Raw genomic sequence first — 21,636 nt, forward strand, 5'->3', positions numbered from 1 at the left:
ATGGTATCGGCCGCCGGCGGGCCGGAGTTTTAGGCTGGGTCCAGTGACGGATCGCGATTCGCTTCGGCAACCGTTGGATCAGGCCGCGCTGCGCGCCGAGCTGATCGGGACGGGACTGGGCTGGCGCCAACTCGACGTCGTGGAGCGGACCGGGTCCACCAACGCCGACCTGCTGGCCCGCGCGGCATCCGGGGCCGACGTCGCCGGGGCGGTGCTGATCGCCGAGCACCAGACGGCCGGCCGGGGCCGGCACGGCCGCGGGTGGTCGGCGGCGCCGCGAGCCCAGGTCACGATGTCGGTGGGCGTCAGCGTCGTCGACGTGCCGACCGAGGGGTGGGGCTGGCTGCCGCTGGCCACGGGTGTGGCGGTGGTCGACGCCGTCCGGGCGGAGACCGGGGTGCGGGCGGGCCTCAAGTGGCCCAACGACGTGCTGGCCGGCCCGCCGGAGTCCCCGGGCAAACTGGCCGGCATCCTCGCCGAGGTGTCGCGGCCGGTCGTGGTGATCGGCCTGGGGCTCAACGTGACTCAGGCCCCCGAGGAGACCGACGGCCCCGGCGCCACCTCGCTGTTCGACCTCGGCGTGGCGGCGCCGGACCGCCACCGGCTGGTCTGCGCGGTGCTGGCCGAGCTCGGCAGGCGGATCGTGGGCTGGCGGGCGGCGCGCGGCGCCGACTGGGCGCTCGCGGCCGACTACCGGTCGCGCAGCCTGACCATCGGCCGCGCCGTGCGGGCGCAGCTGCCCGGCGGCAAGGAGGTGGTCGGCACCGCGACCGCCGTCGACGACCAGGGCCGGCTGTGCCTGGAAACGGAAGGGGCGGCGGGGGGCCGGACCGTCGTGGTTTCGGCCGGTGACGTGGTGCATCTGCGCCAGTAGCGGTAGCTTCGGGCACGTGGGCTACCCGGACAACGCGCTGGCCGCCGGCGAACAGGTGGTGCTGCACCGTCACCCGCACTGGAAGCGCCTGATCGGGCCCGTGCTCGCGCTCTTGCTCGCGACCGCGCTGGCCGCGTTCGGCTCCGGCTACCTCAACTCGACGCACTGGGAGCAGCTCGCCAAGAACATCATCTACGGGGTGATCTGGGGGATCTGGCTGTTGGTCGTCGGCTGGCTGACGCTGTGGCCGTTCTTGGATTGGCTGACAACGCATTTCGTCGTCACCAGCCGGCGGGTGATGTTCCGGCACGGGGTGCTGACCCGCAGCGGTATCGACATCCCGCTGGCGCGGATCAACAGCGTGGAGTTCCGCGACAAGCTTTTCGAGCGAATGTTTCGCACCGGGACGCTGATCATCGAATCGGCGTCACAGGATCCGTTGGAGTTCTACGACATCCCGCGCCTGCGCGAGGTGCACTCGCTGCTATATCACGAGGTTTTCGACACCCTGGGTTCCGCCGGGCCCGACGCGTCGCCGAGCTGACCGGACCGGCTCGCCCTCCTGCGCCAGGACCGCAGCAGGGTGACGTTCCCGGTCGGCGAGCCGTCGTCCAGGCCGCCCTCGATGGCGTCCTCCAGCACTTCGGCGAAACCGCCTGCGGTGAGCGCGGATTCGAGCGCCTTGTCGGGGGTGCGGGCGAACTCGTCGGGAAACACCCAGCGCCGGAACGCCCAGAAGCGGAACGCCATCTGCAGCAGGTTGCCGATGATGTAGGCCGAGATGAAGTCGGTGATGTTCTCCACGGTCAGCGAGACCATGGGCACGCGCAGCTGCAGCACGTAGTGGGAGAACCACAGCGGCGCCATGGACAGCAGCACCCCCACGCCGCTGAAGGCGAAGAACAGCAGCGCCTCGTGGTGGCGCTCGCGGCCGCCGCGATGGCGGAAGCTCCACTCCCGGTTCAAGACGTAGGACGCGATCACCGCGACGATGCCCGAGATAACCTTGGCGGTGACCGGCTTCGGTTCGAGGATCGTCAGCTTCAGGGTGTAGAAAATCGCCGAGTCGATGATGAACGTGGTGCCGCCGACGATGGCGAATTTGATCAGCTCGTGATGGCGCAGCAAATACGGCTGAATCGCCTCGGGCAGGCGCGAGATTGCGGCATCGGCGAAGGACACAACACGTCAGTGTACGGATCGACGCGAAAACGACGCAAAATGCTACATAACGATCGGGCGTCTCGGCCGGTCACCACGCGGCCGGGCGCCGTGACACCATGATGGCCGTGCCGAATAGACGCACGGCCCGAGGAACCCCCACAGTCGCGATGGTCGGCGGCGGACAACTCGCCCGCATGACCCACCAGGCCGCGATCGCGCTGGGGCAGACGCTGCGGGTGCTGGCCACCGCGCCCGACGAATCGGCCGCGCAGGTCACGCCCGACGTGGTGATCGGTTCGCACACCGACCTGGAAGACCTGCGCAGGGTCGCGGCCGGGGCCGAGGTGCTGACGTTCGACCACGAGCACGTCCCCACCGAGCTGCTGGAGAAGCTGGTCGCCGAGGGCATCAACGTCGCACCGCCGCCGCACGCCCTGGTGCACGCCCAGGACAAGCTCGTGATGCGCCGGCGGCTGGAGGCCCTCGGTGCGGCGGTGCCCCGTTATGCGGAGATTCGCAGCCTCGACGAACTCGACGACTTCACCCGGCGCATCGCCGGCCCCGTGGTCGTGAAGGCGGTCCGCGGGGGCTACGACGGGCGCGGCGTGCGGATGGCCCGCGACCCTTCGCACGCCCGCGAGATCGCGACCGACTTCCTGGCCTCGCGCGTGCCGGTGATGGCCGAGGAGCAGGTGGACCTGCGGCGCGAACTGTCGGCGCTGGTGGCCCGCTCGCCGTTCGGGCAGGGCGCCGCCTGGCCGGTGGTGGAGACCGTGCAGCGGGACGGGATCTGCGTGCAGGTGATCGCGCCGGCGCCCGAGCTGAGCGACGACACGGCCGCGGCGGCCCAGCGGCTGGCGTTGCGGCTGGCCGCCGAGCTCGGCGTCGTCGGTGTGCTGGCGGTCGAGCTGTTCGAGACGACCGACGGCGCCCTGCTGGTCAACGAGCTGGCAATGCGTCCGCACAACTCCGGCCACTGGACCATGGACGGGGCGCGCACCAGCCAGTTCGAACAGCACCTGCGCGCGGTGCTGGACTACCCGCTCGGCGACACCGACGCCATCGCGCCGCTGACGGTGATGGCCAACGTGCTCGGCGCCCCGCAGCGGCCCGCGATGGCGATCGACGAGCGGCTGCACCACCTGTTCGCCCGGATGCCCGACGCCAGGGTGCACCTCTACGGCAAGGCCGAAAGGCCGGGGCGCAAGGTGGGGCACATCAACTTCGTCGGGTCCGGTACCCAGGTGGCCGAGCTGCGCGAACGCGCCGCGCGGGCGGCACACTGGTTGTCACACGGGCAGTGGACGGACGGATGGGATCCGCATGACTAGCGCCGGCGCGATGCAGTGGGGGCACCCCCAGGCGCGGAGCGCCGAGGGGGACGAAGCGATGTGGGGGCACTCCCCAGCCCTGCGGGGACCCCACCCGCTTGCGGGGGAGAGGAGCGTCGCAATATGACCGAGCCGCCTCGCGTCGGGGTGATCATGGGCAGCGACAGCGACTGGTCGGTGATGTCCGACGCGGCCGAGGCGCTCGCCGAGTTCGACATCCCGGCCGAGGTCCGGGTGGTCTCGGCGCATCGCACGCCCCAGGCGATGTTCGACTACGCCCGCGGCGCGGCCGAACGGGGACTTCAGGTGATCATCGCGGGCGCCGGCGGAGCCGCCCACCTGCCCGGAATGGTCGCTTCCGCGACGCCGCTGCCGGTGATCGGGGTGCCGGTACCGCTGGCCCGCCTCGACGGCCTGGACTCGCTGCTGTCGATCGTGCAGATGCCGGCCGGCGTTCCGGTGGCCACGGTCTCCATCGGCGGCGCCCGCAACGCGGGGCTGCTGGCCGTCCGCATCCTGGCGGCGTCGGACGCGGCGCTGCGGGCGCGGATCGTGGCGTTCCAGGAGCGGCTGGCCGAGACGGTGCGCGCCAAGGATGCGGCGCTGCAAGAGCGTCAGGGTAAAGTTACCGGCCAGTAACCGGGAAGAGTACGAGGAGGCCGAGATGGCTGGATGGGCCGGAAACCCGTCGTTCGATTTGTTCCAACTGCCCGAGGAGCACCGGGAGCTGCGGGCGGCGATCCGGGCGCTGGCGGAGAAGGAGATCGCCCCGCACGCCGCGGACGTCGACGAGAACTCCCGGTTCCCGCAGGAGGCGCTCGACGCGCTGAACGCCTCGGGGTTCAACGCCGTGCACGTGCCGGAGGAGTACGGCGGGCAGGGCGCGGATTCGGTGGCGGCCTGCATCGTGATCGAGGAGGTCGCGCGCGTGGACGCCTCGGCGTCGTTGATCCCGGCGGTGAACAAGCTCGGCACGATGGGCCTGATCCTGCGGGGCTCCGAGGAGCTCAAGAAGCAGGTGCTGCCCTCGATCGCCGACGGCAGCGCGCTGGCGTCCTACGCGCTGTCCGAGCGCGAGGCCGGCAGCGACGCGGCGTCGATGCGGACCCGGGCCAAGGCCGACGGGGATGACTGGATCCTCAACGGCGCCAAGGCCTGGATCACCAACGGCGGCAAGTCGAGCTGGTACACCGTGATGGCGGTGACCGACCCGGACAAGGGCGCCAACGGCATCTCGTCGTTCATGGTGCACATCGACGACGAGGGGTTCACCGTCGGCCCGAAGGAAAAGAAGCTCGGCATCAAGGGCTCGCCGACCACCGAGCTGTATTTCGAGAACTGCCGCATCCCCGGCGACCGGATCATCGGCGAGCCGGGCACCGGCTTCAAGACCGCGCTGGCGACGCTGGACCACACCCGTCCCACCATCGGCGCCCAGGCCGTCGGCATCGCCCAGGGCGCGGTCGACGCCGCGGTCGCCTACACCAAGGACCGCAAGCAGTTCGGGGAGTCGATCAGCAGCTTCCAGGCCGTGCAGTTCATGCTGGCCGACATGGCGATGAAGGTCGAGGCCGCGCGGATGATGGTGTACCAGGCGGCCGCGCGCGCCGAGCGCGGCGAATCCAATCTCGGCTTCATCTCCGCGGCCTCGAAGTGCTTCGCCTCCGACGTGGCGATGGAGGTGACCACGGACGCGGTGCAGCTGTTCGGTGGCGCGGGCTACACGACCGATTTCCCGGTCGAGCGGATGATGCGCGACGCGAAGATCACCCAGATCTACGAGGGCACCAATCAGATTCAGCGCGTGGTGATGTCGCGGGCGCTGCTGCGCTGAGCGCTCGGGGCTGAGCTGGCGGCCAGCCGTCCGGCGTGGGTCTGCACGCGGCTCAGCGCTCGACGGGCCAGCAGGGCCCAGCAGATCCTGTCCAGCCCGATGGCCACCAGGCAGACCCCGGCGACGACCGTCGCCGCGGCCAGGGACCTGAACGGCCAGGCGAGCATCACGATGCCCGCAGTCACCTCGATGATGCCCAGGACGATGTACCACCCCCGGTCGGGGAGCGACGGGTCCTCGAGGGCCAACGCGATGTCGGAAATGCCCTCGAAGACGAAGACCGCCCCGATCGCAAGGGCCAGCAACAGCACCGCGGAGGCATAACCGAAATGCCGAAATGCCAGCACACCCAAGGCCATTGACAGCGCTCCGGTGAAGAACAACGGGGCGCGGCCGGCCGCCGAGGCATCGACGACGGCCGCCAGCACCATCTCGGCGATGCCCGACAGCACCAGGAAGGACGCCAGGAGCGTCGCCGCGAAAACGATGGACGCGTGCGGCCGGACCAGCATCAGGATGCCCAAAACGAGTATCAACACGCCCCACCCGAGCATGAGCTTCCACAGGTCGCGCACCGAGCGTCTGGCACGCACGGTCATCGCCGTCACCCCTCCAGACTGCGAGACGGCCGACGATCGCACCAAGGGCCGAAGGTCCCGAACAACTGTGGGCCCGACGGCACCGGCCGGCCGCGGCACGGGAATCCCCCGGCGACTCCAGTCGTCAGCGTTCGAAATCGCTTGCCGCGCAAGGTCGCGCCGGCCATCGGGCATAGCCGAGGCCTGGTGGCGCACGGATCTGAAGTCAGTGCCAACCCCCTGAATCAATGACTTTCTGCCCTAATACCGCGGGGCGATCTGCGCGACCATCACAGCACGGCAGGCTTAGGAGGCAGTCGTGGCACAGCAGTCGAGAAACAAGGACTATTCGGCGCGAGAAGTGGTGGCCGGCATCGGAACCTATGGGGCGGCCGCCGTGCTGGTGGTCGCCGCGGTGGTGACGATTTTCGAGGGGATTTCCGCGTTGGGCCCCGACGGGGTGATCGTCGTGAGACCGGGATACGTCTACGAGTTGAGCGCCAACACCTGGGGCTGGATCCACATCATCGTGGGGGTGCTCGTCGGGGTGGTCGCCGTCGGACTGTTCTGGAGCACGACGTGGGCGCGCGTGGCCGCCATCATCATCGCCTCGTTGTCGATCGTGACGCAGTTCCTGTGGCTTCCGCACTACCCGGTCTGGGCGATCGTGGTGATCGCGCTGGACATCTTCGTCATCTGGGCGGTCGCCACCTGGGAGAGCCCGGCGGCACGCGCCGCGAAGGAGGCGAAGGCCCCGCCGAATCACCTTGCGTCGCAATCGGGCCCGCACTGGCCCGACGTATCGCAGTGGCTGGGCGGATTCCCGTCGTGGTCCACGCTGCCGCCGCTGTTCGGCGGGCAGCCGATCCGCCTCGAGGACGGGATGGCCGACGGCCGCTACGAGGTGAGGGCCGAACTGCCCGGGCTCGATCCCGCCAAGGACGTCGATGTCACCACGCGCGACGGGGTGCTGACGATCAGGGCGCAGCGTGGCCAACGAGCCGAGTCCAACGGCCGATCGGAATTCTCCTACGGTTCGTTCGTTCGTTCCGTCACCCTGCCGCCGGGCGCGAACCAAGACGACATCAAGGTCGCTTACCGCGACGGCATCCTGACCGTCTCGGTGGGGCTCGCGCAGGCCGCGGCCGGGCACGCGCGCACGGAGGCCCGCTCGGGCGGGTGATCCGGCACGGGTCTTCGAATGGCCCTTCAAATGGCTTTTGCCCCTATCACCCGCGTGCGGGTGCGGGCCAGCATGGAGGCTACCTACCAGGCGGGAGGGCACATGGCAGATCCGTTGGAGCATTTCGAGCGACGACTGGTGGAACGGGTCCGCCATATCATCGATGATCACCGTGCCGGCAATCCGGGCCCCGATGGAACGTCGCCGTGTAGCTGCGGCGCCGAAGGCGTGTCGGACCATTCCCGCCACGTGGCCGAGGAGATCGTCGAGGGGCTGGCCGTCAAGCCGCACGTCGACGACGTGAAAAAGCGAATCCGTTATGCGACGGCATGGCTGGACTGGGAGCTCACGCTCCTCGAGGGCGCCGAGTGCTGAGGCCGGGCTGACCGGGCCGTCCGTCAGTTGGCCATCGCGGTCGCGGCAGCGCGCGCCGAAATGGCGTCGAGCACGGCGTATTCGGCCTCGTAGATCGCGGCCTGCGCGAAGTCGATCGCGTCGTAGGCGTAGCCTTCCGCCATCTCGGCATAGGCCCGCATCTCTTTGGCGTCGTGTTCCTCTTTCTTCTTCCTGAGGTCCTTGCGGATCTTGGCGATGTGGTCGTTCCACTTGTCCGCCAGGTCCTGCCAGTGCTCGGAGGCCTTGTCGTGGGCGGCCTCGGCGCGGTCCTTGAGATGGTCGGCGGCCTGCTTCGCCCGGTCTTGCGCTCGGGAAGCGTCCGCCTCGACCTGATCGCGAGCCTGCTGGCCCGCGGCGCGGATCTTGTCGTCGGCCTCGTGGGCGGCGGCGGAGATCTTCCGGAATTGTTCGCTCAGTCCGTTGTCGGCCATGAGAAGCTCCTTGGTGCTCAGGAGGGTTTGTCCGCATGTAATCGTCGCGCCGGACGGCGCGCCGGCGTAGGGTCCTAAGTCCTCGCGAGGTCGCCGGCGCGGCGGCCCTTACCGTGCGCGCCGACGTCCCCGCAGGTCGAAGCGGTCGGAAGGGACACCCGGTTGGGCGCTCACAGCTACACCGAATAGGATTCGCCGCGGCAAACCATTCGGGGTGGTAAGGCCGCTACGTAAAGTCGATGTCGGTGCGCCGGCCGGCGAGCCGGAAGGTCGACAAAGAGCAAAGGGTCTTGCCGCCTGGAGGTGTATTGAGAAACGTGGCTTCCCCGGTGCATTCGCGGATGATCGGGAATTGATGCCGGTAGGAGCTCCGGTCATCCCGGCGACGCATTGGCAGTCACTGTCGTTGTTGCTGGTCGAGGACGACCGCGCCGACGCGGTGCTCGTGGAAGATTTGATCGCGGACGCGGTCGCCGACATCCGGGTGATCTGGGCGCAGTCGATGGCGCACGCGGAACGCGAGCTCGCATCGGCCCGCCCCGATTGCGTGCTGCTGGACCTGCACCTGCCCGACGCCAGCGGGATGGACGCGCTGGACCGCATCGCCAAGCGCGACGCGACCGTTCCCATCGTGGTGCTCACCGGGCTGAACGACGAATACTTCGGCGCCTCCGCGGTCGCGGCCGGGGCGCAGGACTACCTGGTCAAGGGGCGCGTCGAGCCCGAAATGCTGCGGCGGGCGCTGCTTTACGCGATCGAGCGCAAACGCGCCGAGCTCATCTCCGCCGACCTGCGGGCCAGCCAGCTCCGGGCCCGCGAGAACGCGCTGCTGGAACGAGGCCTGCTGCCCTCGCCGCTGCTGCTCGACGAGCCCGGCGTCGACATCGTGGCCCGGTACCGGCCGAGCCGCGAGGACGCGTTGTTGTGCGGGGACTTCTACGACGTCGTGCAGACGCCCGACCGGGTGGTGCACGTCCTGATCGGCGACGTCGCCGGCCACGGACCGCACGAGGCGGCGCTGGGCGCGGCGTTGCGCATCGCGTTTCGCGCGCTCACCTTCGCGGGTGTGCGCGGAGTCGAACTGATGCGCCAACTCGAACGGGTGCTGCACTCCGAACGGACCGGGACGGGCATCTTCGCGACGGTGCTCAGCCTCGAGATCCAGCCCGACAGCCCGCGCGTCACCGCGGTGCGCGCCGGTCATCCCGGGATGTTGCTGCAGAACGGCGCCGGGGTCGAATGGATCGAGCCGCCGGCCGGGCCCGCGCTGGGCCTGCGCGCCGGCGACTGGCCGCGGCACGAGCTGGCACTGCCGGCGGGCCAGGGGCTGCTGCTGCTGACCGACGGGCTCTTCGAGGGATATTCGGGGCAGGGCAACCAACGTCTGGGGGAGGACGGCCTGCTCGCGCTGGCGCGCAGGCACGCGCACCTGCCCGGCCCGGCGTTCGTCGACGCGCTCATCGACGGCGCCCAGCAACTCGCCGAGCCGCGCGGCGGGCTCACCGACGACATCGCCGTGCTGCGCGTCGGGCGGATGACGGCGTGAGCCCCGTCGTGCACCCGCTGCGCCTGGAGCGGCTCACCGTGCGCGGCTGGCAGTTCCTGGTGCTGTTCACGATGGGCGTGATGGTGCTCGCCGGCGCGCTCGTCGGGTGGGCGTTGCTGCACCGCACCGACCAGATGTCCCGCGCGGTGATCGACGGCATCGGGCCGGCGCGGGTGGCCGCCGGCCAGCTGCAGGCGGCGCTGCGGGACCAGGAAACGGGAATTCGCGGTTATGTGATCACCGACGATCGCCAGTTCCTCACCCCGTATTACGACGGGCAACACGAGGAACAGGCGGCCGCCGCGGAGATGCGGCACCGGCTGGACCGGCGCCCCGACCTGACGGCCGATCTCGACGCGATCGAGAAGGCGGCCGCCAAGTGGCGGGCGACCTATGCCGAGCCGTCGATCGAGAGCGTGGCCCCGAACGGCCGGAACGTCACGAACCGGCCGGCGGCTGAGCGCGGCAAGGCCGAATTCGACCATCTGCGAACCCTTTTCGACACGCAGAACGCGAACCTCGCGGCCGCGCGCACCAGCGCAATCGACGACTTCCAGTACACCGAAGTCTGGCGGGACCGGGTGCTGGGCGCGATGGTATTGCTGTTCTTCGGCACGGCCGCGGCGCTCGGCATCTTGATGCGTAACGCCGTCACCCGCCCGATCGCGGCGCTGACCGCCGCGTGCCGGCGGATCACCGAGGGCAACTTCGGCGAGACCATTTCCCGGCCGAGGCGGCCCCGAGACATCCGCAACATGGCCGTCGATGTGGAGAACATGCGGGAACGGCTCGTCGAGGAACTCGAGGTGTCACGCTCGGCCCGAGCGCTGCTGGACGAGCAGGCGGCGGAGTTGCGGCGCTCGAACGCCGAACTCGAGCAGTTCGCCTACGTCGCGTCGCACGACCTGCAGGAACCGCTGCGCAAGGTCGCCTCGTTCTGCCAGTTGCTGGAAAAGCGATACGGCGACCAGCTCGACGGCCGCGGAATCGAATACATCGGATTCGCCGTCGACGGGGCCAAGCGCATGCAGGTGCTGATCAACGACCTGCTCACCTTCTCCCGCGTCGGCCGGCTGGGCACCATGCAGACCGAGGTCGAGCTCGATGTGGCGCTGGAGGCCGGCCTGGCCAACCTCGCCGCCGCCGTCGAGGAGGCCGACGCGGAGATCGTGCGGCCGCCCGGGCCCCTCCCGCAGATCATCGGGGATCCGACGCTGCTCACGATGTTGTGGCAGAACCTGATCGGGAACGCGATCAAGTTCCGGCACCAGGATCGCCGGCCGCGAGTGGTCGTCGACTGCGAACGGCGCACCGGCGAGCACGGCGATGAATGGCTGTTGTCCGTGTCGGACAACGGCATTGGCATCGCCGAAGAGTTCACCGAGAAGGTGTTCGTCATCTTCCAGCGCCTGCACGGCCGCGAGGTGTACTCGGGAACCGGCGTCGGCCTCGCGCTGTGCAAGAAGATCGTCGAGCACCACGGCGGCACCATCTGGGTCGACACGTCCTACACCGACGGGACCCGCTTACGGTTCACCCTGCCCGTTCCCGCGCAGGTGGGTGCGGGCCCGACAAGTCCGGCCACGTCACAAGGAGCACACGAATGACATCAGCGACCTCCGCCGGCAGAGCAATCGAGATCCTGCTCGTCGAGGATGACCCGGGCGACGAGCTCATCACCCGGGAAGCGTTCGAGCACAACAAACTCAAGAACAACCTGCACGTCGCGCACGACGGCGAGGAGGGCCTGGACTTCCTGTACCAGCGGGGCCCGTACGAGGGCGCGCCGCGGCCCGACCTCATCCTGCTCGACCTGAACCTGCCGAAATACGACGGCCGCCAGCTGCTGGAGAAGGTCAAGTCGGACCCCGACCTGTCCCGCGTCCCGGTCGTCGTGCTCACCACCTCGTCGGCGGAGGAGGACATCCTGCGCAGCTACGAGCTGCATGCCAACGCCTACGTCACCAAGCCGGTCGACCTCGACCAGTTCATCAACGCGGTTCGGCAGATCGACGAGTTCTTCATCCAGGTGGTGCGGCTTCCGGGCCTGTAGCCCGCGGCACGGCGGCTCGGACCCGCGAGATATAAACCATTGCAAGCCTTTTCGGCGTGTCGTCGCAGAGGTTTACGTGTCGTGACGGAGCCTGGTCCTAGGACGCGGGCTCCGGCGCGGTGAGGAATTCCGCGTTGTGCTGCCCCGGGGCGGGCGGGGGATCGGTCGCCGCGGCGTCGAAGCTCGAGTAGCGCGCCGGCATGCGCACCACCGTGATGGGGTCGGAGTCGCCGCCGACCCGCAGCGCCAGCTCGTTCTCGGCGAACAGCGGGGTGTCGACCACCTGCTTCCAGGTGTGGGCCAGGCACGCCATCAGGCCGCCCTCCTGCAGCAGCTCCACCCATTCGGCCGCGGTCCTGGCGGCCAGCGCCGCCTCGAGTTCCTCGGTCAATTCGGGGTAATTCATTGCGCGCGAACGCTGGTCGATGAACCGCTCGTCCTCCAGCAGGTCCGGCCGGCCGATGATCCGGCACAGCTTCGCCCAGTGCTTGGGCACGTACGCGCTGATCACCAGGTAGCCGTCGGCGGCCCTGAAGGCGTCCGACGGCTGGGTGGCGAAGCCAACCCCCTTGCGCTTCTTGGGTCTTGGTTCGGCTTCCGGTTTCGGCTCGGGCTTGTTCAGGTGGATGGTGAGCTGGCTGGCCTGCAGCCCGACGGCGACGTCGTACATCGCGACGCGGACGACGTCGGCCACCCCGTGGCGCTCGCGGTTGAGCAGCGCGGCCAGCACCGCCTGGGCCAGCACGTGACCGCTGGCGGCGTCGACCAGCTGGAACGGGATGATCTGCGGTTTGCCGGTGGGAGTCGGCATCCCGGTGGTCATGCCCGACTCGGCGGCCACCATGAGGTCGACGCCCGGCCTGCTGCCGTGCGGCCCGTTGCCGCCGTATGCCGACAGGCGCGCGTAGATCAGCCTCGGATTGCGCGCCCGCAGGTCGTCGGGGCCCAGGCCCATCCGTTCCATGACCCCGGGCCGAAACCCTTCCAGGACAACGTCGGCGGTGTCGGCCAGCCGCAGTATCCGCTGCTTGTTGTCCTCGGACGTCAGATCGACCGCCACCGACTTCTTGCCCCGGTTGTGGGGCCAGAACAGCGTGGGCAGCGGCGGGCGGCCGGGCAGCACCACGGTGATCTGCCGGGCCGCCTCGCCGCCCGGCGCCTCGATCTTGATGACCTCGGCGCCCAGGTCGGCCAGCACCTGCCCGGCCAGCGGGCCGGCGATGTTCTGGGTGAAGTCGAGCACGCGGTAGCCGTCAAGTGGCTTGGCGGGCTTGGCGTTCGGCCTGTCGGTCATCGTGGGGCCTTCCTTCAGCCTGCCTTGTGCAGCACCGCGGTGCAGTAGTAGTTCCGGTTGAACGGGTCGTTCTCGTCGGCGGATTGCAGCGGAAACCCGTTGTCGCCCAACAGCTGGTTCAACGAGGTGCGAACCGGTCGCCAGCCGCGGCCCTCCAGGTAGGCGGCGACGTCGTTGCGGTCGCCCGGGAAGCCCAGGTTCTGCAACTCGACGTCGAGGCCGTTCTCCTGCCATTTCCGGGTGGCGGCGTTCAGCGCCTCCAGGTTGGCCCCGGAGTTGAGGAACACCTCGGCCACCAGCCGGCTGCCGTCGGCGCTGAGCTCGGTGACGTTGTCCAGCAGCCGATCCTGGGCGTCGGCCGGCAGGAAACCGAGCAGGCCCTCGGCGGCCCATGCGGCGGGGCGGTGCGTGTCGAACCCGGCCCGCCGCAACGCGGCGGGCCAGTCCTGGCGCAGGTCGATCGGCACGGCACGCACGTCGGCCGTGGGCGTGGCGCCGAGGTCGGCGATCGTCGCGGCCTTGAACTCGATGACCTGCGGCTGGTCGATCTCGAACACCGTGGTGCCCGACGCCCACGGCAGCCGGTAGGCACGCGCGTCCAGCCCCGCGGCCAGGATGACCACCTGGCGGATGCCCCCGTCTTGCTGAGCCGCGGCGAAGAACGCGTCGATGTAGCGCGTGCGCGCCGCCTGGATGTCGGTCATGCGCTGCATGCCCCACGGGGCGCCGGGCACATCGACATCGGCGGAGTCGAGTTCGCCGGCGGCCCAGCGGGTGAAGAAGTCGACGCCGACGGCGCGCACCAGCGGCTCCGCGAACGGGTCGTCGATCAGCGCGTCCCGGGTCGCCCGGGCCCGGCCCGCGGCCACCATCGTCGCGGTGGCCCCCACGCTGGTCGCGAGGTCCCAGGTGTCGTTGTCGGTGCGTGTCATGTCTTCCCTTCTCCCGTCCACTCGTTAGCCACAATAACGGTGACCAAAGACCCCGCCGTTGGTGGCGTTGCGCCCTTATCGACGCCGCGATCGGTCGGCAGGGTCAGGGCAATGGCCGCGAACATGCTCAGGCGTCTCGGATTGGAAGCCTCGTCCTTGCTGATGTACGCCCGGGCCGGGGGGCTGCGCCTGATCCCGCCCCACCGGCTCGCGGCGGTGCTGCGGGCGCTCGGGGCCTACGGCCTGCTGGGCGCGGCGACGGTGATCGCTGCCGCCCGGGACCGCGACGGGTTGGCGCTGATCGACGAGCGCGGCCCGCTGACCTTCGGCGAGCTGGACGAGCGGACCAACGCGCTGGCCAACGAGTGGCGCGCGGGCGGGCTGGGCCCCGGCGCGAGCGTGGCCATCCTGACGGGTAACCACCGGGGCTTCTTGGAGGCGGTCTACGCGGCCGCCAAGTGCGGCGCCGGTGTACTCCTGCTCAACACCGGCTTCGGCCCCACGCAGCTCGCCGAGGTGGTGGCCCGCGAGGGCGCCGACCTGCTGGTGTACGACGACGACTACGCCGCCACCGTCGCGGATGCCCATCCGCGGCTCGGCCGGATCCGGGCCTGGGCGGACACGCCGGGTGCCGACACGTTGGACGCGCTGATCGAGCGCGGCGATCCCGGCCCGCCGCCCCGCTCGGGTGGCCGGCCCAAGATCGTCATCTCGACCAGCGGAACGACCGGGGTCCCCAAGGGCGCCAAGCGCTCCGAACCCTACTCGCTGATCCCGGTCGGCGGCCTGCTCGGCAAGGTGCCGTTCCGCGGGCGCGAGGTCACCGAATGCTGTGTGCCGCTGTTTCATTCGATGGGTTTCAGCCACGCGATGTACGCGATGGTGCTGGGCTCGACGCTGGTGCTGCGCCGCCACTTCGACGCCGAGCGGGCCGTGGCGAGCGTGGCCGCGCACCGGGCCACCGCGATGATCGTCGTGCCGGTCATGCTGCGGCGCATCCTCGACCTGGGTTGGTCGACCCTCGCCGAGCACGACCTGTCGTCGCTGCGCATCGTGTTCGTCGGCGGGTCCCAGCTCGGTGCCGCTCTCGCCACCCGGGCGCTCGAAGCGCTCGGCCCCGTGGTCTACAACATGTACGGCTCGACCGAGGTCGCCTACGCCACCATCGCCACGCCCGCCGACCTGGCCGTCGCGCCGGGCTGCGTCGGCGCGGTGGTGCCCGGGTCGGTCGTCAAGGTCTTCACCGGCGAGGGGCGGGAGGCTGCGCCCGGGACGCCGGGGCGGATCTTCGTCGGCAACGTGCTCGCCTTCGAGGGCTACACGGGCGGCGGCACCAAGGAATCGATCCAGGGCCTGATGTCCACCGGCGACGTCGGCCATTTCGACGCGGCGGGCAGGCTGTTCATCGACGGCCGCGACGACGAGATGATCGTCTCCGGCGGCGAGAACGTCTACCCTGGCGAGGTCGAGGAGGCCCTCGCGCACCATCCCGACATCCTCGACGCGGCGGTCGTCGGCGTCGACGACGAGGAGTTCGGGCAGCGGCTGCGCGCCTACATCGTGCCGCGACCGGGCGCGTCACTGACCGAGCACGATGTCAAGGAATACGTGCGGAACCGGTTGGCGCGCTTCAAGATTCCCCGCGATGTGGAGTTCGTCGACGCGCTGCCGCGCAACGCCGGCGGGAAGGTGCTCAAACGCCTGCTGGGTGTGTGACGGCCGATCGGTCCAGGCGATACCGGATCAGCCGGGAGCTGTTGGCCACCACCGCCACCGACGACGCGTTGTGCAGGACCGCGGCGAGCACGGGGGACAGGGCGCCGCCCGCGCCGATGATCAGACCGGCCGCGTTGACCGCGATGGACATGCCGTAGTTCTCGCGGATGACGTCCACCGCCCGCGCGCCCAGGTCGCGCACGTCGAGCAGGCGGTGCAGGTCGTCGTTGGCCAGCGCCACGTCGGCGGTCTCGACGGCCACGTCGGTGCCGGCCAGGCCCATCGCGATCCCGATGTCGGCGGCGGCCAGCGCCGGGGCGTCGTTGATGCCGTCGCCGACCATGCCGACGACGAAGCCCGCGTCCTGCAGCTCGCGCACCGTGGCGAGCTTGTCCTCCGGCATCACCTCGGCGCGCCACTCGTCGATGCCGAGCTCGGCGGCGACCACCTCGGCGATGTCGGGGTGGTCGCCGGTCAGCATGACGATCCGGCGAATCCCGTTGGCCCGCAACTGCCCTAGCACGTCGGCCGCCTCCGGGCGCACCTCGTCGCGCAGGCTGATCAGCCCCACCAGCGTGCCGTCCACGGCCAGCAGCAGCGGCGTCTCGGCCTGGCGGCGCAGCCTGTCCACCCACTGCGAGGCCTTCTTGGACACCCGCACCTTCTCGGCGCGCAACAGCGACGGGCTGCCCAGCAGCAGGGTCCGGCCGTCGGCCCAGGTCCGCATGCCCAGCCCCACCAGCACCTCGCACTCCTCGTGCGGCGGGATGCTGATGTGGCGTTCCTCGGTGGAGCGGATCACCGCCTCGGCCAGCGGGTGTCGCGAGTGGATCTCCGAGCTGGCCGCGTAGGCCAGCACCTGCTCCGGCTGCCAATCCTTATGCAGCGCAATGATGTTGGTGACCACCGGGCGCCCAACGGTCAGGGTGCCGGTCTTGTCGAACACGATCGCGTTCACCTGGCCGGCCTGTTCGAGGTGTGAGCCGCCCTTGATCAGGATGCCGCGGCGCGCGCCGTTGCCGATCGCGGCGCTGATCGCGGTCGGGGTGGCCAGGCCCACCGCGCACGGGCACGCGATCAGCAGCATGGTCATCGCCCGGCGGACGTCGCCGGTGACGGCCAGGGTGAGGGCGGACACGACGAACGAGGTGGGAACGAAACGGCGCGAGAAATTTTCGCCGACCGTCTGGATCGGCGCCCGGTCGTGCTGGGCCTCCTCGACGCGGGCGATGATGCGGCCGATGGTGGTCTGGTTGCCGACGGCGCGGGCGCGCACCACGAGGCGCCCGCGCACCACGACCGAGCCGGCGTGCACCCGCGAGTCGACCGCGACGCTGACCGGCAGGTTCTCGCCGGTGATCGCGGACTGGTCGACGATCGCCTCGCCGTCGACGACCTCGCCGTCCACCGGTATCGCGACGTGGTCGTGGACCACCACCTCGTCGCCGACCTGCACGCTGTCGATGGGCACCTGGATCTCTTGGCCGTCGGGCAGGCGGACCCACGCCGTGTCCTGGCTGCCGCGCAGCAGCTCGGAGATGGCCCGCCGGGTCCGGCGCAGGGTCAGGTCCTGCAGGTACTCGCCGATGTTGAGCAGCCACAGCACCGTCAGGGCGACGACGTTCTCCCGCAACACCAGGCTCGCCACGGTGGCCGCCGACACCAGCGCGTCGGTGCCGGCCCGGCCCGAGCGCAGCGAGCGCAGCGCGCCGCGCAGGAAGGGATAGCCGGTGAAGACGGTGACGCCGGTGGCGAACACCCGGCCGCTCGGGGAAAGCAGCGGCGGCCGGGCGAACACGTAGCGGCGCACGCCGAGCAGGGCCAGCGCCGCGCCGCCGATCACCATGCGCAGGACATCGGCGTTGCGGATCTCCGACGAATGCGGCGCGCGCGCCGGGATCAGCTCGGCGGCGACCCGCGCGGCGCCGCCGATCGCGTCCAGCACGGCGGGGCGGTCGCAGCGCCGCGGCGAGTACCAGACGACCACCGAGCCGGTGCGCGGGTAGGCGTGCACGACGCGCACCCCGGCCTGTTTGGCGACCGCCTCCTCGACCGCCACGGCGCGCCGGGCGTCCCCGCGCACCCAGTCGACGGACACCCGCATGCGCCCGGCCGCGTCCGAAATCACGTGCAAGGCAGAGCCTTCGGGTCAGTGGTCGTGATCGTGGGCCTCGGCGACCGAAGGCGTGGGCGCCTCCTCGCCGATGCGTTCGCGGGCCTCGGCCATGACGTCGGCGAGCTTGAGGCGCGCCGACTCCGCGGCCTCCTCCGCCTTGCGGGTCCCGCGCAGCCCCAGCTCGGCCGCCGACACCGCGGTCTCGTGCAGCGGCGCCTTGGCCAGGGCCTTGCGCACCACCTCGTAGGCCGTCACGCCGACCAGGCCGGTGACCACGGTCCCCGCCGCCTTCGCCAAGAGCCCGTACACCGCCATCGCCTCGACCCTCCTGTCGCCGCCGCGTCACCCCATGCTCGCACGACGCTAACATCGAAATATTGCGATATCAACATGCGTCTTCGCCGACCATTGCCCGCCCCGGCCATTGAGCATATGGTTGACGAGCGCTCGCCGGTTCTCGGCGGGTCGGGCTGTCCAGCAGGTGGCGGCAATCGATATCCCATGTTCCGTGGGAGGGAACAACTGCGCGGCGGGACATTTCGGTTTACCGAAAGGTGTTGCCGCTCATGGCTGTTCTCGTCTCGCCCGCAGACGCGGTGTTCCTGGTCGCCGAGACGCCCAACCGGCCGATGCACGTGGGCGCGCTCGCGCTGCTGAGCCCGCCGGACGGCGCCCGCCCCGGCTTTGTGCGCGACGAGTTCGCCGCCGCGCTGGATCGTGATCGGGTGGCGCCGCTGTGGCGGCGCAGGCCGCGCCGCTCGGCGGGCTCTCTCGGCCGGTGGTATTGGCACACCGATGCCGCGGTCGACCTGGATTACCACGTGCAGGTCGGTGCGCTGCGGCGGCCGGGCGCCCGAAGCCCTGCCCGAAACCTTCTGTGGGACAGGGTTTCCGAGTTGCACGCCGAACCGCTGGACCGGTCCCGCCCGCTGTGGCAGATGCACGTGATCGAGGGCCTCGGCGAGGGGCAGTACGCGCTGTATCTGAAGATCCACCATGCGCTGGCCGACGGCGTCTCGACGATGCGGCTGCTGCGGCAGACCGTGGGCCCCGACCCGGATCGGCGCGGCATGCCCGCCCTGTGGGAGGTGACCGGAGGCGCGCCGGGCGCCGGCATCGGGCCCCTGGCCGCCGCCCGGCGGGCACTGGGCGCGGCTCGTGACCTCGCGAGCGTCCCGCCGGCGCTCGCCGACACGGCGTGGCGGGCGGTGCGGCGGCGCGGCGGTCCGCTGACCGTGGCCGCACCGCGCACCCCGTTCACCGTGGCGATCGAGGGCGCGCGATGCTTCGCCGGACGCAGCTTCCCGATCGATCGGCTGCGGCTGGTGGCCAAGCACACCGACGCGACCCTCAACGACGTCGTGCTCGCCATGTGCGGAGGGGCGCTGCGCCGCTACCTTCTCGCCCGCCACGCGCTGCCCGGCACCTCGCTGATGGCGACCGTGCCCGTGTCGCTGCGCGGCGACGAGCCCGTCGGCCCGCCAGACCCGGTGCCGGGCAACAAGATCGGCACGCTGGCCTGCTGCCTGGGCACGCACCTGGCCGACCCCGCCGAGCGCCTGGCGGCCGTGCAGGCCAGCATGCGCGAGGGAAAGGCGGCGTTAACCGGCCGCAACCGGGTGCAGGTGCTGGCGATGAGCGCGCTCGGCGCCGCCCCGCTCGCCCTCGCCGTCGCGCTGGGCCGCGCGGCCGGTCCGCTGCGCCCGCCGAACGTGATGATCTCCAACGTTCGCGGGCCCGAGGACCCGCTGTACTGGAACGGCGCCCGCTTCGATGCGCTGTACCCGCTGTCGGTGGTGGCCGACGGCCAGGCGCTCAACATCACCTGCACGAGCATCAATCACCAGGTCTCGTTCGGATTGACGGGTTGCCGCCGTGCCGTTCCCCGCATCGACGCGCTCGCCGACGCGCTGGGCCGCGAACTGGATCTGCTCGACGCCTTCCACCGGATCCGGCGCGCGCGACCCGGTGGGCGCCGCGGCCCGCGACGGCGCCCGGTGTAGCGCCGCGCTCAGCCGTCTGCCCGGCCCGGCCCGGGCGCGTCGGGATCCCAGGTGGCCGGCAGCATCGGCATCCTCGGTCCGCCGCCGAACTCGTCCCCGGAAATGGTGGTCAAGCCCGCCGCCTCGGCGATGCCGTCCGCCGCCGTCCCGGCGAACCCCATGGTCCCCGCGCCGCGGGCGGAGGCCAGCGTGTCGGCAACCGGGCCGTCGTCCGGCGGCGCGGCCCACTCCGGATCGAGCTCGACATTCATCGTTGCGAACTCGTCGCCATACCCGCGCCGCTGCGCGCGCCGTCGCCGCCGTGACCGCGCCTGATCCCGGGCGGCCGCCGGCGCGGCGGCCGTATCCGGCTGCGGCGCCTCTCTTTTGACGGTCACACCGGAGCCGGCGCTGCCGCTGTGTCCCGAACCGGCGTCGACGCCGGGCGGCCCCACGGCGTACGGGAGCACCGGAGAAGCCCCCGCCGCGGGCGGCGCCGGCGGCGCGGAGCCGGCGACGGTGCTCACCGTCGGCGCCGGGGGCGGTGCCGGGGCCGTGGCCGGCGCGACCGAAATCGGCGCCATCGCGGCGAGGGGCAACGCGGCGGGCGCTGCCGCCACCGGTGCCGGCGCCGGGGCAACGGCGGGTTCCGGCAGGCCGGCCGGCACGATCGCCTGAGCCAGCCCCGCGAGCCCGCTCGCGCCGACCGGGGCAACCGCCAGCGCGGCGGGCGCGATGAAGGGGGAAATCACGCTGTAGCCGATGGAGGCGAAATCGTCGGGGCTCAGGACCAGTAAGAACGGATTACTCAGATACAGCAGCGGATCCGCCAGGAACTTGTTGACGATGTTCTCCACGTACCCCACCGGGTTCGCCAGGAATTCGAAGACGTGGTCGCCGCCGAACCCGAAATAGAGGTCCGACAGCAGCGGAAACTGCCCCACGAACGATTCGACGACCTGCTGCGAGTACCCGACCGGATCCTCCATGAAGGCCGCGACGCTGAAGTTTTGAATCGAGTTCACCAACGCCGACTGCAGGTCGACGAGGTTCAGCGTGGACGCGTCGTGGCCGAGCTGCTCGACGGTGTCGATCGCGCTGCCCACGGAGTTGACCCATGTCGACAGCGGATTGACGATCGCCGGCGCCGGGGTGGTTTGTGGCGCCGCCGCAACGGCCGTGCCGGAGATCGCCTGGTAGACGCTCATGGTGGTGGCGGCCTGGATCCACATCCGCACGTAGTCGGCCTCGTTGAGCGCGATCGGGATGGTGTTGAGCCCGAAGAAATTGGTCGCCACCAACACGCCGTGGACGATGTGGTTGGTGGCCAGCTCGGCCAGCGTGGGCATGGCCGCCAGCGCGGCGGTGTAGGCCGCGGCCGCGGTCTCGAGCTGGGCCGCGGTCGCGATGCCGTTGGCGCTGGCCTGCGTCAACCACGCCAGATACGGAACATGTGCGGCCACATACGACTCCGCGCTCGGTCCCTGCCACGGCCCGGCCAGCACGCCGGCCGACACCGCGGTGAGTTCCCCGGCCACCGACGCGTATTCGGCGCTCAACGTGTTCCACGCCTCCGCCGCCGCCAGCAACGGCGCCGGCCCCGGGCCGCTGCTGAGCAATGCGGAATGCACCTCCGGGGGCGCCGACATCCAGATGGGCGCCGTCATGAGGGGCGGCCACCGGGATAGGCCCGCGACCGCACCGGGCCGGCGTCGTCGTTGCTCAAGCTTCCGCCCCCACCAGGAGCTGGGTTAACCCCGCAAAGTTAGCATCGGCTTAGCTAACTTGTCGACGGGGGCCGCACCGTCACGAATCCACCCGGGTGACCTTTTCCGTCTCGATCCTGCGCGGCCGCGCCGCCGGGTCGGGATTGGCCACCTGCACCAGCGATGCCCCGGCGGCCAGGATGGCCAGCAGGCCGTCCACCAGATCGTCGGGTCGCGTCCAGGAAGCGCTGGACAGCACCCGGTCCGCGCCCGTCAATCCCCTTGCGGCCGCTGATCTTTCGCAATCGGCCAGCACCTCGTCCACCGAGCGCCCGGCCAGCGCCGGACCCGGGTGACGTTCGCCGACGATCTGGTCGCCGTGGACCCGCACGGCGGTGGCGTAGTCGGTGACGCCGAACGGCAGGTCCGGCGCCGGCCGGCCGAACGGGTCCAGCGACAGCACCGCCACCTCGGCGGCGCCGGTACCGTCCGCCTCGTCC

At 70.7% G+C, this 21,636-nt stretch carries 20 protein-coding genes and 1 pseudogene; 12 read left to right on the top strand and 9 right to left on the bottom strand.

Translation table 11 applies throughout. The annotated features are described in order from the left end of the window. The first annotated feature begins 43 nt into the window (after nucleotides 1-43). Nucleotides 44-874, top strand: coding sequence for a biotin--[acetyl-CoA-carboxylase] ligase (locus A5705_RS04010; RefSeq protein ID WP_068275573.1), 831 nt, complete (start codon nucleotides 44-46; stop codon nucleotides 872-874). Between the two features lie 16 nt (nucleotides 875-890). Next, on the top strand, nucleotides 891-1,418 hold the full coding sequence (locus A5705_RS04015) for a PH domain-containing protein (protein ID WP_068275576.1): 528 nt from the start codon (nucleotides 891-893) through the stop codon (nucleotides 1,416-1,418). On the opposite strand, the gene A5705_RS04020 is transcribed toward A5705_RS04015, so the two are convergent. Continuing rightward, nucleotides 1,364-2,056: a GtrA family protein gene (locus A5705_RS04020; RefSeq protein ID WP_068275578.1), complete on the bottom strand. Its 693-nt coding sequence runs from the start codon at nucleotides 2,054-2,056 to the stop codon at nucleotides 1,364-1,366. The two genes, A5705_RS04015 and A5705_RS04020, sit on opposite strands and share 55 nt — an antisense overlap. 98 nt (nucleotides 2,057-2,154) lie before the next feature. Between A5705_RS04020 and A5705_RS04025 the strand changes: the two are divergent. From A5705_RS04025 to A5705_RS04035, 3 genes and pseudogenes are all read left to right on the top strand, one after another. Then, a pseudogene (locus tag A5705_RS04025) lies at nucleotides 2,155-3,429 on the top strand (5-(carboxyamino)imidazole ribonucleotide synthase); the annotation flags it as partial. Between the two features lie 63 nt (nucleotides 3,430-3,492). Next, nucleotides 3,493-4,008 carry a 5-(carboxyamino)imidazole ribonucleotide mutase gene (gene purE / locus A5705_RS04030; protein ID WP_067872396.1) on the top strand — a complete coding sequence of 172 codons (516 nt, stop codon included), beginning with the start codon at nucleotides 3,493-3,495 and terminating at the stop codon, nucleotides 4,006-4,008. 25 nt (nucleotides 4,009-4,033) lie between these two features. Then, on the top strand, nucleotides 4,034-5,203 hold the full coding sequence (locus A5705_RS04035; protein WP_068275583.1) for an acyl-CoA dehydrogenase: 1,170 nt from the start codon (nucleotides 4,034-4,036) through the stop codon (nucleotides 5,201-5,203). Here A5705_RS04035 and A5705_RS04040 read toward each other — a convergent pair. Continuing rightward, complete coding sequence (locus tag A5705_RS04040; protein ID WP_067872451.1) at nucleotides 5,167-5,802, bottom strand: HdeD family acid-resistance protein; 636 nt, start codon at nucleotides 5,800-5,802, stop codon at nucleotides 5,167-5,169. The genes A5705_RS04035 and A5705_RS04040 overlap by 37 nt on opposite strands. A 298-nt stretch (nucleotides 5,803-6,100) precedes the next feature. Between A5705_RS04040 and A5705_RS29125 the strand changes: the two genes are divergently transcribed. Continuing rightward, nucleotides 6,101-6,964, top strand: coding sequence for an Hsp20/alpha crystallin family protein (locus A5705_RS29125; RefSeq protein ID WP_369829591.1), 864 nt, complete (start codon nucleotides 6,101-6,103; stop codon nucleotides 6,962-6,964). Between the two features lie 30 nt (nucleotides 6,965-6,994). After that, entirely contained in the window at nucleotides 6,995-7,339 is a 345-nt protein-coding gene (locus A5705_RS04050; protein WP_156738213.1) for a hypothetical protein, read from the top strand. A 23-nt stretch (nucleotides 7,340-7,362) separates the two neighbouring features. Here the strand turns inward: A5705_RS04050 and A5705_RS04055 are convergent, their stop codons facing one another. Beyond that, a complete protein-coding gene (locus tag A5705_RS04055) occupies nucleotides 7,363-7,791 on the bottom strand; it encodes a hypothetical protein (RefSeq protein WP_067872404.1) in 429 nt (142 codons plus the stop codon). A 355-nt stretch (nucleotides 7,792-8,146) separates the two neighbouring features. Here A5705_RS04055 and A5705_RS04060 point away from each other — a divergent pair, with 355 nt between their 5' ends. From A5705_RS04060 to A5705_RS04070, 3 genes are all read left to right on the top strand, one after another. Continuing rightward, the gene (locus A5705_RS04060; protein ID WP_067872407.1) at nucleotides 8,147-9,337 is read left to right on the top strand and encodes a PP2C family protein-serine/threonine phosphatase; all 1,191 of its coding nucleotides are present in this window, start codon (nucleotides 8,147-8,149) and stop codon (nucleotides 9,335-9,337) included. A 71-nt stretch (nucleotides 9,338-9,408) separates the two neighbouring features. After that, entirely contained in the window at nucleotides 9,409-10,944 is a 1,536-nt protein-coding gene (locus tag A5705_RS04065) for a CHASE3 domain-containing protein (protein WP_082956291.1), read from the top strand. Then, entirely contained in the window at nucleotides 10,941-11,390 is a 450-nt protein-coding gene (locus tag A5705_RS04070) for a response regulator (RefSeq protein WP_068275593.1), read from the top strand. The genes A5705_RS04065 and A5705_RS04070 overlap by 4 nt, the downstream gene beginning before the upstream one ends. A gap of 97 nt (nucleotides 11,391-11,487) precedes the next feature. Here A5705_RS04070 and A5705_RS04075 read toward each other — a convergent pair whose 3' ends face one another. Continuing rightward, nucleotides 11,488-12,684, bottom strand: coding sequence for a CoA transferase (locus tag A5705_RS04075; RefSeq protein ID WP_068275596.1), 1,197 nt, complete (start codon nucleotides 12,682-12,684; stop codon nucleotides 11,488-11,490). Between the two features lie 14 nt (nucleotides 12,685-12,698). After that, nucleotides 12,699-13,616 (bottom strand): class I SAM-dependent methyltransferase, encoded by a 918-nt coding sequence (locus tag A5705_RS04080; RefSeq protein ID WP_068275599.1) that lies wholly within the window; start codon nucleotides 13,614-13,616, stop codon nucleotides 12,699-12,701. Between the two features lie 111 nt (nucleotides 13,617-13,727). On the opposite strand from A5705_RS04080, the gene A5705_RS04085 reads away from it, so the two are divergent. Further along, complete coding sequence (locus tag A5705_RS04085) at nucleotides 13,728-15,332, top strand: AMP-binding protein (protein ID WP_067872420.1); 1,605 nt, start codon at nucleotides 13,728-13,730, stop codon at nucleotides 15,330-15,332. On the opposite strand, the gene ctpC is transcribed toward A5705_RS04085, so the two are convergent. Both ctpC and A5705_RS04095 read right to left on the bottom strand, forming a co-directional pair. Next, the gene (ctpC, locus tag A5705_RS04090) at nucleotides 15,310-17,436 is read right to left on the bottom strand and encodes a manganese-exporting P-type ATPase CtpC (protein WP_156763026.1); all 2,127 of its coding nucleotides are present in this window, start codon (nucleotides 17,434-17,436) and stop codon (nucleotides 15,310-15,312) included. The genes A5705_RS04085 and ctpC overlap by 23 nt on opposite strands. Before the next feature lie 45 nt (nucleotides 17,437-17,481). Next, the gene (locus A5705_RS04095; protein WP_067872435.1) at nucleotides 17,482-17,763 is read right to left on the bottom strand and encodes a DUF1490 family protein; all 282 of its coding nucleotides are present in this window, start codon (nucleotides 17,761-17,763) and stop codon (nucleotides 17,482-17,484) included. Between the two features lie 251 nt (nucleotides 17,764-18,014). On the opposite strand from A5705_RS04095, the gene A5705_RS04100 reads away from it, so the two are divergent. Next, the gene (locus A5705_RS04100; RefSeq protein ID WP_067872438.1) at nucleotides 18,015-19,451 is read left to right on the top strand and encodes a wax ester/triacylglycerol synthase family O-acyltransferase; all 1,437 of its coding nucleotides are present in this window, start codon (nucleotides 18,015-18,017) and stop codon (nucleotides 19,449-19,451) included. An 8-nt stretch (nucleotides 19,452-19,459) separates the two neighbouring features. Here the strand turns inward: A5705_RS04100 and A5705_RS04105 are convergent, their stop codons facing one another. Both A5705_RS04105 and A5705_RS04110 read right to left on the bottom strand, forming a co-directional pair. After that, nucleotides 19,460-21,097 (bottom strand): PPE family protein, encoded by a 1,638-nt coding sequence (locus A5705_RS04105; protein ID WP_068275603.1) that lies wholly within the window; start codon nucleotides 21,095-21,097, stop codon nucleotides 19,460-19,462. Between the two features lie 139 nt (nucleotides 21,098-21,236). Then, nucleotides 21,237-21,636, bottom strand: a 400-nt coding sequence (locus tag A5705_RS04110) for a TIGR03089 family protein (RefSeq protein ID WP_255400184.1), incomplete at its 5' end; no start/stop codon positions are given.

Origin of the sequence: Mycobacterium sp. E787, from assembly GCF_001668725.1 — a bacterium.
GTDB lineage: Bacteria > Actinomycetota > Actinomycetes > Mycobacteriales > Mycobacteriaceae > Mycobacterium.

What these genes read in the sequence shown, in the direction of transcription:
- purE (WP_067872396.1), top strand. Translation starts at nt 3,493, where the DNA reads ATGACCGAGCCGCCTCGCGTCGGGGTGATCATGGGCAGCGACAGCGAC.
- A5705_RS04035 (WP_068275583.1), top strand. Translation starts at nt 4,034, where the DNA reads ATGGCTGGATGGGCCGGAAACCCGTCGTTCGATTTGTTCCAACTGCCC.
- A5705_RS04040 (WP_067872451.1), bottom strand. Translation starts at nt 5,802, where the DNA reads ATGACCGTGCGTGCCAGACGCTCGGTGCGCGACCTGTGGAAGCTCATG.
- A5705_RS04050 (WP_156738213.1), top strand. Translation starts at nt 6,995, where the DNA reads ATGGCTTTTGCCCCTATCACCCGCGTGCGGGTGCGGGCCAGCATGGAG.
- A5705_RS04055 (WP_067872404.1), bottom strand. Translation starts at nt 7,791, where the DNA reads ATGGCCGACAACGGACTGAGCGAACAATTCCGGAAGATCTCCGCCGCC.
- A5705_RS04060 (WP_067872407.1), top strand. Translation starts at nt 8,147, where the DNA reads ATGCCGGTAGGAGCTCCGGTCATCCCGGCGACGCATTGGCAGTCACTG.
- A5705_RS04065 (WP_082956291.1), top strand. Translation starts at nt 9,409, where the DNA reads ATGGGCGTGATGGTGCTCGCCGGCGCGCTCGTCGGGTGGGCGTTGCTG.
- A5705_RS04070 (WP_068275593.1), top strand. Translation starts at nt 10,941, where the DNA reads ATGACATCAGCGACCTCCGCCGGCAGAGCAATCGAGATCCTGCTCGTC.
- A5705_RS04075 (WP_068275596.1), bottom strand. Translation starts at nt 12,684, where the DNA reads ATGACCGACAGGCCGAACGCCAAGCCCGCCAAGCCACTTGACGGCTAC.
- A5705_RS04080 (WP_068275599.1), bottom strand. Translation starts at nt 13,616, where the DNA reads ATGACACGCACCGACAACGACACCTGGGACCTCGCGACCAGCGTGGGG.
- A5705_RS04085 (WP_067872420.1), top strand. Translation starts at nt 13,728, where the DNA reads ATGGCCGCGAACATGCTCAGGCGTCTCGGATTGGAAGCCTCGTCCTTG.
- ctpC (WP_156763026.1), bottom strand. Translation starts at nt 17,436, where the DNA reads ATGCGGGTGTCCGTCGACTGGGTGCGCGGGGACGCCCGGCGCGCCGTG.
- A5705_RS04095 (WP_067872435.1), bottom strand. Translation starts at nt 17,763, where the DNA reads ATGGCGGTGTACGGGCTCTTGGCGAAGGCGGCGGGGACCGTGGTCACC.
- A5705_RS04100 (WP_067872438.1), top strand. Translation starts at nt 18,015, where the DNA reads ATGGCTGTTCTCGTCTCGCCCGCAGACGCGGTGTTCCTGGTCGCCGAG.
- A5705_RS04105 (WP_068275603.1), bottom strand. Translation starts at nt 21,097, where the DNA reads ATGACGGCGCCCATCTGGATGTCGGCGCCCCCGGAGGTGCATTCCGCA.